Consider the following 10,779-nt stretch of genomic DNA (forward strand, 5'->3'; position numbering starts at 1 on the left):
GCCCGAGCTGCTCGTCCTCAACGAGGACCTCGCCCGCGAGCTCGGAGCCGAACCCGCCGCGCTGCGCACCCCCGACGGGGTCCGGCTGCTCACCGGCACGGGTCCCGGCGTCGCCGGGCTGACCACCGTGGCCCAGGGGTACGCCGGGCACCAGTTCGGCGGGTGGTCGCCGCGGCTCGGGGACGGTCGCGCGCTGCTGCTCGGCGAGGTGCTCGACGAGCACGGCGTCCGACGCGACGTGCACCTCAAGGGTTCGGGCCGGACCCCGTTCGCCCGTGGCGGGGACGGCCGGGCCGCGGTGGGGCCGATGCTGCGGGAGCACCTGATCTCGGAGGCGATGCACGCGTTGGGCATCCCCACCACGCGGGCGCTCGCGGTCGTCGCCACCGGTGAGGCCGTTCGCCGCGAGACCCTGCTGCCGGGGGCGGTGCTCGCGCGCATCGCGTCGAGCCATCTGCGCGTCGGGACCTTCCAGTACGCGACCGCCACCCTGCGCGACCGCGACGCGCTGCAGCGGCTCACCGACCACGCGATCTCCCGCCACGCCCCCGAGACCGCGGACGCCGACCGTCCCGCACTGGCCCTGTTCTCGACGGTGGTGCGGCGGCAGGCCGAGCTCGTGGCGCAATGGATGCTCGTCGGCTTCGTGCACGGCGTGATGAACACCGACAACATGGCGATCTCCGGGGAGACCATCGACTACGGGCCCTGCGCGTTCATGGACGCCTACGACCCCGCGACGGTCTTCAGCTCCATCGACCACGGCGGCCGGTACGCCTACGGCAATCAGCCGCAGGTCGCCCAGTGGAACCTCGCGCGTCTCGCGGAGGCGCTGCTACCGGTGATCGACCCCGAGGACCAGGAGTCCGCGGCGAACGCGGCGATGGAGGTCCTCGCGACGTTCCCGGAGCACCTGGACCGCCGTTGGCGCGAGGGCATGCACGCGAAGCTCGGCCTGCGCGTCGGCCCGCGGGCCGACGGGTCGCTGGTCGAGGACCTCCTGACGCTGCTGCACGAGCACGAGGTCGACTGGACGTCCTGGTTCCGCGCGCTCGCCGCCGCCGCCCAGGGTGAGGAGACCGCCGTGCGGTCCCTCGTCCCGGTGGCGGCCGGGCTCGATGCCTGGCTGTCCCGCTGGCGCGCGCTGGAGCCCGACGGTGAGGCGATGGACCGAGTGAACCCCGTGTACGTCCCCCGCAACCATCTCGTCGAGGACGCCCTGACCCGCGCGACGCTGGGCGACCTGAGCCCCTACCGGCAGCTGCTGGAGGCCGTCACCCAGCCCTTCCGGGAGCGGTCCGGACTCGAGGAGCACGCCCGGCCGGCCCCCGCGGACGCCGGGACCTACGTGACCTACTGCGGAACCTGACCGAGCAGGCCGAGCAGCACGTCCTCGCGGCCGTAGTGCCCGGTCACGTCGAAGGTCCGCTTGGCCTTCAGGGCCGCGGACAGGTCGCAGTCGTGGATCACGTAGCCCTCCTCGCCGTACAGCGGTCCGGCCACGACCGTGCCACCCACCGGTTCGATGATGGCCGCCCCGCCGTTGCCGAGGACCTCCTTGCCTTCCGGCAGGGCGATCGGGAAGTCCTCCGGGAACGCCGCGGCCGGGATGTACTGGGGCACGGAGACCACGAACGCCCCCGACTCGTACGCGATGTGGCGCATCGAGTTCAGCCACCGCTCGGAGTCGTCGGCGGTCGGCGCCACGTAGATCTGCGGTCCGCCGCGGTACACCGCGTAGCGGGCCAGCGGCATGAAGTTCTCCCAGCAGATCAGCCCGCCCACCCGGCCGACCGGCGTGTCGACGACACCGAGGTCGTCGCCGGCCCCGATCGCGTGGAAGAGCCGTTCGTGGACGGTCGGCATCAACTTGCGGTGCTTGCCCAGCAGGCCACCCGGCCCGAGGTGGACCATCGTGTTCCACAGGCTCCCGGGCCGCTGCGACTCGCGCTCGTTGACGCCGATCACGCAGTACAGGTCCCGCTCACGGCACACGGCCACGAGCCGGTCGATCGCCGGTCCGGGCACGTCGACGCTGTTCGTCCACAGCGCCTCCCACAGCTCGTCGAACGCCCCCGCCCACGGGTTGGTGGCGCCGGCCCACGACCCCGACGGGTACATCGGGACGAAGCACTCGGGCAGCACCGCCAGCCGGACCCCCTGATCGGCCACCTCGTGCAGCAGGCGCTCCGCCTTCTCGATGCAGGCCTCCGCGTCGAGGACGACAGGCGTCGCCTGGATCGCGGCCACGCGAACGGTCTCGAAGCTCGGCATGCGCCGACACTACTCCTGACGCACCTGCGCGACCGAGGCCTTCTCCGGCGCGCCCTCTCTATGCTGGCGCCAGCAATGGCGTTCAACTACGAACTCAACCTCCGCTCACCCCTGACCCAGCGCTCGTACACGGAGCTGCTCGACCTCGTGGCGGCCGGCGGGCACACCACCGTGCTGGACTGGGGGTGCGGCCACGGCCAGAACAGCGACGGCCTCCACCAGCGCGGCCTGCAGGTCAGCTCCTTCGACTACCGGCCCCAGCGCAGCGAGCGTGAGGCCGACCCGGAGAGCGGCGTCAAGCCCCTGCCGCACTACCCGCACCTCGAGGCGTACATCGAACGCGACGACCCGGTCGCGCTCCCCTATGACGACGGCACCTTCGACGCGGTCCTGAGCATGGGCGTCCTCGAGCACGTGGGCGACCCGGACGGGAGCCTCGAGGAGATCAAGCGCGTCCTGAAGCCCGGCGGCACCCTCTACGTCTTCAAGCTCCCGAACCGGTTCTCGTACACCGAGAAGATCGGCAAGCACACCGGCAGCTACTGGCACGGACACCTGCCGGACGACCGCCTCTACACCCTCCGAAGCGCCCGCGAGCTCGTGGCGAGCCACGGCTTCGGGATCACGGCCTCGTGGCGCGCGAACATGGTGCCCCTCAACCGCACCGGCGACCGCCTGCCCGCACTCGCGCGGCCCCTCTGGACGCTCAACCGCGTACTCGAGCGGGTACCCGTGCTCAACCTCGTCTCGACGAACGTCGAGCTCGTCGCGGTCGCGCCTCGCGCGTAGCGGTACGGGCGGCTGGCGACCGCTGCCCCCTACTGGATCGAGTCGTACACCTTGAAGAGCGGCATGTACATCGAGATGACGATGAAGCCGACCATGCCGCCGACGAGCACGATCATCACGGGCTCGAGGATCGAGGTGAGCTGCTTGACGGCCGCGTCGACCTGGTCCTCGTAGAAGTCCGCGATCTTGGTGAGCATGGTGTCGAGGGCACCGGTCTCCTCGCCGACGCCGACCATGTGGGCGACCATGCCCGGGAACACGGGTGAGGCCTTGAGCGGGTCGGCGATGGTGCCGCCGCCCTTGACGCTGGTGGAGACGTCGGCCATCGCCTGCTCGACGACGTGGTTGCCCGAGGTCTTGGCGGTGATGTCCAGCGCCTGCAGGAGCGGGACGCCAGCGGTGACGAGGGCGCTGAGCGTGCGCGACCAGCGTGCGAGGGCGACCTTCTGGACGATGTCGCCGATCTTCATCGGCACGCGGAGCTTGAAGCGGTCCCACTGCGCGCGGCCCCTCGGGGTCGTCTTCCAGCGGCGGAACAGGGCGACGGCGCCGACCGTGCCGCCGATCAGGGCGTACCAGTAGCCGGTCATGATCTTCGACAGGCTCACGGTGAACTGCGTGATGAGCGGCAGCTCCCCGCCGAACTGGTCGAAGACCCCGACGAACACGGGCACGAGGAACGCGACGAGCGCGATCAGGGTGAGGAGGGCGAAGCTGATGACGACGCCCGGGTAGGCCATGGCGGACTTGACCTGGCGGCGCAGCGCTGCGTCCTTCTCCAGCTGGTCGGCGACGCGCAGCAGGGACTGGTCGAGCACACCGCCGGTCTCCCCCGCCCGCGTCATCGCGACGAACAGCGGCCCGAACACCTTCGGGTGGCGCTCCAGCGCGTCCGACAGCGGCAGGCCGGCCTCGACGTCCTTGCGGACCGCGACCAGGGTGTCCTTGAGCTTGTCGTTCTCGGTCTGCGCCTCGAGCACGTAGAGCGCGCGCAGGATGGTCATGCCCGAGCTCACCATCGTCGAGAGCTGGCGCGTCATGATCGTGAGGTCGTCCGGCTTGATCCGGTCGAACAGCGCGATGTTGATCTGCTTGGACGTGTGCTTGTCGGCGATGTCCAGGACGATCAGCCCGCGCTGCTTGAGCTGGTCGCCGACCGCCTGCTTGCTCTCGGCCTCGACCTCGCCCTGGGCCTTCGCCCCGGTGAGGTCCATCGCCTTGAAGACGTAGGTCGCCACGGCGCCTCCCTAGGCCGCCATCGCCGGGGGCGGCCCGCCGACGCTCGCCCCGCCGAGCCCGGTGGCGCCCAGCAGGCGCCGGAGCTCGTCGGGAGTGGAGGACCGCGTCTCCGCGACGCGCTGGGTGATCTTCCCGGAGCGCACGAGCCCCGCCAGGGCGGCGTCCATCGTCTGCATGCCGTGGGCGGACCCGGTCTGCATCGCGGACGGGATCTGGTGGGTCTTGCCCTCGCGGATGAGGTTGCGGACCGCCGCGGTCGGCACGAGCGTCTCGCAGGCGACCGCGCGGCCCGCCCCGTCGGCGGTCGGGATGAGCGTCTGCGTGATGACGCCCTGCAGCGCGATGGACAGCTGCACGCGGACCTGCTGCTGCTGGTGCGGCGGGAACACGTCGATGACGCGATCGATCGTGGACGGGGCGCTCTGCGTGTGCAGGGTGGCGAAGACGAGGTGCCCGGTCTCCGCCGCGGTCAGGGCTGTGGAGATGGTCTCCAGGTCGCGCATCTCGCCGACGAGGATCACGTCCGGGTCCTGACGCAGCGCGGCCTTCAGGGCAGCGGCGAACGTCTGCGCGTCCGCGCCCAGTTCCCGCTGGTTGACCATGCACTTCTTGTGCCCGTGCAGGAACTCGATCGGGTCCTCGATCGTGAGGATGTGCTCCTCGCGGGTGGCGTTGATCTCGTCGATCATGGCCGCCAGCGAGGTGGACTTGCCGGAGCCCGTCGGTCCGGTCACGAGCACGAGCCCGCGCGGCTTGTTGCACAGGTCGTGGGCGACGGGCGGCAGACCGAGGTCGTCGATCGGGACGATCTGGGCGGGGATCAGGCGGAAGGCGGCGCCGATCGCGTTGCGCTGGAAGTAGGCGTTGACGCGGAACCGCGCCCGCCCCGGGACCGCGTAGGCGAAGTCGAGCTGCCAGTCGGTCTCCAGCCGCTGCCGCTGATCGTTGGTGAGGATCGAGTAGATCATCTCCCGCGTGTCCGTCCCGTCGAGGACCGGGTAGTCCTCCAGCGGCGTCAGGCGACCGCGGACACGGACCATCGGCTTGCTCGCCGCCGTGACGTGCAGGTCGGAGGCGTGCCGGTCCAGCACGTCCATGAGGAGGTCGGCGAAGTCGAACCGCATCGTGCGGCTGCTATCGGCGGGGCCCGGTCCGCGGTTGAAGGCGGCTGGACGAATTGACCTATTCGTCCAGCCGGAAGGCCCTTCCCTCAGCCGCCGCCGCGGCGGCCAGGGTGCGGTCGGCGCTGAGGATCGGCAGGTCGAGTTCCCGCGCCAGCACGAGATACGCGGCGTCGTGGGCGGTCAGGCTGTCGCGCAGCGACCAGATCCCGCGTGCCAGCGGAAGCACCGGATGGCGCAGGACCCGCAACACCGCCACCAGGTCGAGCGCATCGCGGGCATCGTCGGCCGTGATCTGTCCACGGCGGTGCAGGCCTCGTACGGCCGAGAGCACCTCGACGTGGAAGTGCTCCGGAACGTGCAGCACACCGAACCCGGCGATCGTGGCCACCGTGCGCTCGTAGCCCGGCGCCCCCGTGACCGCGTCGACGATCACGCTCGCGTCGACGACGACGTAGGTCACCGTCGGCGCTCGTCGGCGAGGACCTCCGCTGCAGGGACCGCGGGCCGCCGCTGGCCGTCCCGCTCGAGCACCATCGTCCCCCACTCCCGCAGCGTGGGTCGGTCAGCGATCAGCCTGAGCTCGTCGAGCAGGTAGTCGGAGAGCGATTGGCCGTTCTCCGCGGCGCGCGCCTTCAGCCGACGGTGGAAGTCGTCTGGGACGTTGCGGATCTGGATCGTCGACATGCGATCCAGGCTAGGTGCATGCAGATCGCATGTCAACGCATCGAGCTCACCGGACGAGCTCGTGCAACAGCCGTGCGACGAGCGCCTCCGCGTCGTCGCACAGGCCGGTGTGCACCGCTCCCGCCTGCACGATCGTCGAGGAGGGCGCGACCAGCCAGTGGAAGCGCTCGGAGCGGTCCAGGAGGGCCACCGCGCCGGCCGCGGGATCGCCACGGGCCACGCGCTCGAGCCCGTCGAGGTGGGCGCGCAGCGCGTCCGTGTCGAGGTCCGGGGCCAGGGCCCGGAGGCGGTCCTCGTCGAGGTGCACCGCGACCTGCAGGAACTGCAGGCGCCTGGCGTGCACGACCACGCCGACGTTGAGCCGCTCGCCGCGCTCGATCGACGGCACGACCTGGAGCACCGCGTACTGGAAGACCTCAGGCACCGCCGCGCGCCTCCTCCGCCATGGTGACCCACGGCCGGTCACCGGACAGGCGCGCCAGGAGGTCCTCGACGTACACCTCAGCCGGCTCGGCCGCGTCCAGCCAGGCCATGGGCACGTGCTCGACGACGCGCTCCAGCAGCCCCTGGTCGACCTTCGCCGCCAGCCGCTCGTCCGCCTCGACGATCGATCCGGCCACGGGCAGCAGCACGTGCTGGCCGCTGAGCGGGAACGACCCTCCGCCCTCCCCCAGCCCGCCGCCGGAGTGCTGTCGGTACAGCGCGGCGCCGTGGTCGATGAGCCACATGGCCCCGTGCCACACGAGCAGGTTGGGGTTGCGCGGCGAGCGGTCGACGTTCTCGACGAGGGCGTCGAACCAGACGACGTCCGCGGCAAGCTCGGGCGAGGGCTGCACGCGGCCGGCGGGCGTGTAGGGCAGCGACCCGGGCAGGAAGTCGAGCCCCAGGTTCGTCCCCGCGCTGGCCTGCAGCAGCTCCTGGATCTCCGGGTCCGGCTCGGCGTGGGACAGCTCGACCGCGAGCTCGACGAGCACCACCTCCGGCACCGGCAGGCCCAGCGCGCGGGCGATCTCCCCGCAGATGGCCTCGGCGACCAGCGCCTTCGGTCCCTGTCCGGCCCCGCGCAGCTTCGTCACGTAGAGCCCGTCGTCGCTGGCCTCCACGAGCGCGGGGAGCGATCCGCCCTCACGCAGCGGCGTCACGTATCGCGTGGCGGTGACCGTCCGCATCCCAGGAGCCTATGCGAGCCCCGGGCGGACCGGCCGGTGGAGCGTCGGCGTCGCGACCGACGACCCGGTGGTGGCGGCGCTGTGCGCTAGTTCGTGCCGGTGACGCGCGCGACCTCGGCGATCGAGGTACGGCCCTGCCGGACCTTCTCCAGCCCGTCCTCGCGCAGGCGCCGCATGCCGCCGGCCACCGCGGCCGCGGTGATCTCCTCCGCCGAGGCCCGGTGGATCGCCAGCTCCCGGATCTCCTGGGTCAGCTCCATCACCTCGTACAGGCCCAGGCGCCCCTTGTAGCCGCTGCTGCCGCAGCGGGAGCAGCCGACCGGCTCGTAGGCCTCGACGTCGGTGCGCGCCGGGAAGCCGCTCTCGCGCAGGACGTCGGCGGTGAGGATCGTCCGGGTCTTGCAGTGCTGGCACAGGGTGCGTGCCAGGCGCTGCGCGACCACGCAGTCGATCGCGCTGGCGACCAGGAAGGGCTCGATCCCCATCTCGACCAGCCGGGTGATCGCGGTCGGCGCGTCGTTGGTGTGCAGCGTCGACAGCACGAGGTGGCCGGTGAGCGCGGACTCGATCGCGATCTGCGCGGTCTCCCGGTCACGGATCTCCCCGACCATGATGATGTCGGGGTCGGCGCGCATCATCGACCGCAGTCCGTTGGCGAACGTCAACCCCGCGCGCGGGTTGACCTGCACCTGCGTGATGCCCGGCAGCTGGTACTCGACCGGGTCCTCGATGGTGATGATGTTCTTCTCGGGCGTGTTGACCTCGCCCAGCGCCGCGTACAGCGACGTGGACTTGCCGGAACCCGTCGGGCCGGTGACGAGCACCGCCCCGTATGCCTGGTGGTAGGCGCGACGGAACTTGCGCAGCTCCAGGTCCGCCATGCCGAGCTTCTCGAGCTCCATGACGACGCTGTTCTTGTCGAGGATGCGCATGACGATGCTCTCGCCGTGGACGCTGGGCAGCGTCACGATGCGCAGGTCGACCGTGTGCCCGTCGATCGTCAGCCCCACGCGCCCGTCCTGCGGCAGGCGCTTCTCGGAGATGTCGAGGTCCGACATGATCTTCACGCGGCTGATCACGCCGTTGACCATGCGCCTGGGCACGGTGGTCGTGTCGTTGAGCACGCCGTCGACCCGGAAGCGGACGCGCAGTTGCGAGCCGTCCGGCGACAGGTGGACGTCCGATGCCCCCTGCTCCACGGCCCGGGCGACGATCTGGTTGACGAGCCGGATGACCGGCGCGTCGTCCGCCGACTCGCGGATGTCGACGATCTCGGCCGCGGCGTCGGCGTCCTCCTCGTCCTGGGCGAACGTCGCGTTGGCGACGACGTCGTCGAGCTTGGTGAGCCGGGAGACGAGCCCGGCGATGTCCCCGCGGCTGGCGACCGCGGCCCGGACCTCGTAGCCCGTCATCAGCGCGATGTCGTCGACCGCCAGGACGTTGCTGGGGTCGGCCATCGCGACCAGGAGCCCGCGGTCGCCGACGAAGGCGACGGGCACGGCGTCGTAGCGCTTGGCCGCGGCGCTCGTGATCAGGTTCGCGGCGCCCATGTCGACGGCGAACGTCGCGAGGTCGAGGTGGTCGAGCCCGAAGCGCTCGGCGACGGCGCGGCTGAGCGCGTCCTCCGTGAGGACCCCGCTCTCCACGAGCACCTGCTCCGGGGTCGTCCCGCCACTACGGGCCGCGTCGATCGCGTGATCGACCCGTTCGCGCGACGCGGCGCCGATCTCGACGATGACGTCGGTCAGGAAGCGGCCGGTCCCGCCGCGCGTCGCCGGATGCGTGACGCCGTCCCGGCCCGGCTGGGCCCGGGCTCCCGGGTCGGCGGGATGCTCGCCCGGGACGTCCGACACCGGCCGCAGATGCGGTCCTTCAGGTGCCGTCCTGGTGTCGAGATCTGGTGTCGGTTCCACGCGCGCCTTCCCGCATCGCGTCGAGTGGTGCTGCGACCCCGGTCCAGTGCTCGAAGCTCAGCGCCCCTTGCCGGACGAGGATCTCCAGCCCGTCGACGACTGCGCATCCGGACTGGGCGGCCGTGTCGAGGAGCTTGGTGCCCCCCTCCCGGTAGACCAGGTCGACGACGCAGCGGAAGTCCCGGATCTCATCGGCACGCACGGGCAGATCCTTGAACGTGGCGGACGGATCGTGCAGGCCGACGGAGGTGCAGTTGACCAGCAGGTCGCCGCCGTCGGCGGGGACCTCCGCCGCGACCGTCGCGCCGAGGTCGTGCGCCAGCTCCTGCGCCCGGTCGGCGCTGCGGTTCCACACGTGCACGTCCGCCCCCGCCCCCACGAGCGCCCAGACGACGGCGCGCGCCGAGCCGCCGGCACCGAGGACGAGCGCCCGCGCGCCGGCGAGTCGCAGATCGTCGGGCAGCGCGGCGAGCGTGCCCGGAGCGTCGGTGTTGTCGGCGTGGACGGTGCCGTCGGGCGCGAAGGTCAGCGTGTTGGCCGCGCCGATCGCGCTGGCCCGAGGAGTGGCGTCATCGGCGAGCGCGAGGGCCGCCTCCTTGTGCGGGATCGTCACGTTCGCCCCGACGAAGCCCGTCCCGCGCAGCGCCCGCGTCGTCTCGGCGAACAGGTCCGGCGGGACCGGCAGGTGCTGGTAGGCCCAGCCCTCCTCGTCGAGGCCGGTCGCGCGCAGGGCGGCGCCGTGCATCGCGGGGGATCGCGAGTGCGCGACGGGCCAGCCGAGGACGCCGAGTCGGGGCATGCGTACCGGGCGCCGACCCGCGGTCAGCAGGTGCTCGGGTCCTTGCCGCCGCGGGCGTCGCGCGCCTTGTTGTAGGCGGCCACGTCGCGCTGGAACTCCGCGTCGGTGTCCGAGAACGCGTGGGCGCCGTTGCCGCAGGGCTTCACCACGTAGTAGATCGCGTTGCTCCTGGCGGGCCGGGCCGCGGCGCGCAGCGACTTGATGCCGGGGTTGCCGATCGGGCCCGGGGGCAGTCCCTGACGCGTCCGCGTGTTGTAGTCGCTGTCGATGTTCAGCTCCGAGACCTTGAGCGGCTCCGACCACTGGTTCAGGCGGAACCTGATCGTGGCGTCGATCCCCAGCGGGATCCCCTGCTCCAGCCGGTTGTGGATCACCGCGGAGATCAGCGACCGCTCGCGGTCCAGGGCGGCCTCGCGCTCGATCATCGACGCGATGATCAGGACCTCGTAGGCGGTCAGCTTCTTGCGCTTCGCGGCGGTGAGGTCCACCGTCGCGAAGTTCTCGCGGAACGCGTCGAGCTGCTTGCCGACCAGGGTCCGCACGTTGGCGTTCTTCCGAAGCTCGTAGGTCGCCGGGAACAGGAACCCCTCGAGGCTGCCGAGGTCCTTGGGCGCGCCGTAGAGCTTGCTCGGTGAGAAGCCCTCGTGGGACGTCGTGGCCTTCAGGTAGTCGCCGCGCAGGCCGGAGTCGCGGATGATCGGGAGCGTCTCCTGGCGCGACCGGCCCTCCGGGACCGTGACGCTCACCGTCTTGGCGACCGGCGGCGGGGTCGTGAGCGCGTCCAGCGC

At 71.6% G+C, this 10,779-nt stretch carries 12 protein-coding genes; 2 read left to right on the top strand and 10 right to left on the bottom strand.

Annotation, left to right across the window (positions count from 1 at the left end):
• The coding region (locus ABYE80_RS10685) for a YdiU family protein (RefSeq protein ID WP_372790261.1) at positions 1-1,369 on the top strand (1,369 nt) is incomplete at its 5' end.
• Here ABYE80_RS10685 and ABYE80_RS10690 read toward each other — a convergent pair.
• Positions 1,354-2,274 carry a carbon-nitrogen hydrolase family protein gene (locus ABYE80_RS10690; protein ID WP_372790262.1) on the bottom strand — a complete coding sequence of 307 codons (921 nt, stop codon included), beginning with the start codon at positions 2,272-2,274 and terminating at the stop codon, positions 1,354-1,356. The genes ABYE80_RS10685 and ABYE80_RS10690 overlap by 16 nt on opposite strands.
• Positions 2,275-2,349: 75 nt before the next feature.
• Here ABYE80_RS10690 and ABYE80_RS10695 point away from each other — a divergent pair, with 75 nt between their 5' ends.
• Complete coding sequence (locus ABYE80_RS10695) at positions 2,350-3,063, top strand: methyltransferase domain-containing protein (RefSeq protein WP_372790263.1); 714 nt, start codon at positions 2,350-2,352, stop codon at positions 3,061-3,063.
• Positions 3,064-3,092: 29 nt separating this feature from the next.
• Here the strand turns inward: ABYE80_RS10695 and ABYE80_RS10700 are convergent, their stop codons facing one another.
• From ABYE80_RS10700 to mltG, 9 genes are all read right to left on the bottom strand, one after another.
• A complete protein-coding gene (locus ABYE80_RS10700; protein ID WP_372790264.1) occupies positions 3,093-4,301 on the bottom strand; it encodes a type II secretion system F family protein in 1,209 nt (402 codons plus the stop codon).
• Between the two features lie 9 nt (positions 4,302-4,310).
• Entirely contained in the window at positions 4,311-5,426 is a 1,116-nt protein-coding gene (locus ABYE80_RS10705) for a type IV pilus twitching motility protein PilT (RefSeq protein WP_372790265.1), read from the bottom strand.
• Between the two features lie 58 nt (positions 5,427-5,484).
• Positions 5,485-5,886: a type II toxin-antitoxin system VapC family toxin gene (locus ABYE80_RS10710; protein ID WP_372790266.1), complete on the bottom strand. Its 402-nt coding sequence runs from the start codon at positions 5,884-5,886 to the stop codon at positions 5,485-5,487.
• On the bottom strand, positions 5,883-6,110 hold the full coding sequence (locus ABYE80_RS10715; protein ID WP_372790267.1) for a hypothetical protein: 228 nt from the start codon (positions 6,108-6,110) through the stop codon (positions 5,883-5,885). The genes ABYE80_RS10710 and ABYE80_RS10715 overlap by 4 nt, the downstream gene beginning before the upstream one ends.
• 46 nt (positions 6,111-6,156) lie before the next feature.
• Positions 6,157-6,534 carry a DUF3037 domain-containing protein gene (locus ABYE80_RS10720; RefSeq protein WP_372790268.1) on the bottom strand — a complete coding sequence of 126 codons (378 nt, stop codon included), beginning with the start codon at positions 6,532-6,534 and terminating at the stop codon, positions 6,157-6,159.
• Positions 6,527-7,279 (bottom strand): HipA family kinase, encoded by a 753-nt coding sequence (locus tag ABYE80_RS10725; RefSeq protein ID WP_372790269.1) that lies wholly within the window; start codon positions 7,277-7,279, stop codon positions 6,527-6,529. Before ABYE80_RS10725 ends, ABYE80_RS10720 begins: the two co-directional genes overlap by 8 nt.
• A gap of 86 nt (positions 7,280-7,365) precedes the next feature.
• Entirely contained in the window at positions 7,366-9,132 is a 1,767-nt protein-coding gene (locus ABYE80_RS10730; protein WP_372790270.1) for a GspE/PulE family protein, read from the bottom strand.
• 19 nt (positions 9,133-9,151) lie between these two features.
• Entirely contained in the window at positions 9,152-9,991 is an 840-nt protein-coding gene (gene aroE / locus ABYE80_RS10735; protein WP_372790271.1) for a shikimate dehydrogenase, read from the bottom strand.
• A 23-nt stretch (positions 9,992-10,014) separates the two neighbouring features.
• Positions 10,015-10,779 (bottom strand): endolytic transglycosylase MltG (mltG, locus tag ABYE80_RS10740; protein WP_372790272.1); only part of this gene is annotated, 765 nt, incomplete at its 5' end.

Origin of the sequence: Paraconexibacter sp., assembly GCF_041602235.1 — a bacterium.
Lineage (GTDB): Bacteria > Actinomycetota > Thermoleophilia > Solirubrobacterales > Solirubrobacteraceae > Paraconexibacter.

Bases quoted from the DNA above. Each gene is read 5' to 3' on its own strand.
- ABYE80_RS10690 (WP_372790262.1), bottom strand. From the start codon at position 2,274: ATGCCGAGCTTCGAGACCGTTCGCGTGGCCGCGATCCAGGCGACGCCT.
- ABYE80_RS10695 (WP_372790263.1), top strand. From the start codon at position 2,350: ATGGCGTTCAACTACGAACTCAACCTCCGCTCACCCCTGACCCAGCGC.
- ABYE80_RS10705 (WP_372790265.1), bottom strand. From the start codon at position 5,426: ATGCGGTTCGACTTCGCCGACCTCCTCATGGACGTGCTGGACCGGCAC.
- ABYE80_RS10715 (WP_372790267.1), bottom strand. From the start codon at position 6,110: ATGTCGACGATCCAGATCCGCAACGTCCCAGACGACTTCCACCGTCGG.
- ABYE80_RS10725 (WP_372790269.1), bottom strand. From the start codon at position 7,279: ATGCGGACGGTCACCGCCACGCGATACGTGACGCCGCTGCGTGAGGGC.
- aroE (WP_372790271.1), bottom strand. From the start codon at position 9,991: ATGCCCCGACTCGGCGTCCTCGGCTGGCCCGTCGCGCACTCGCGATCC.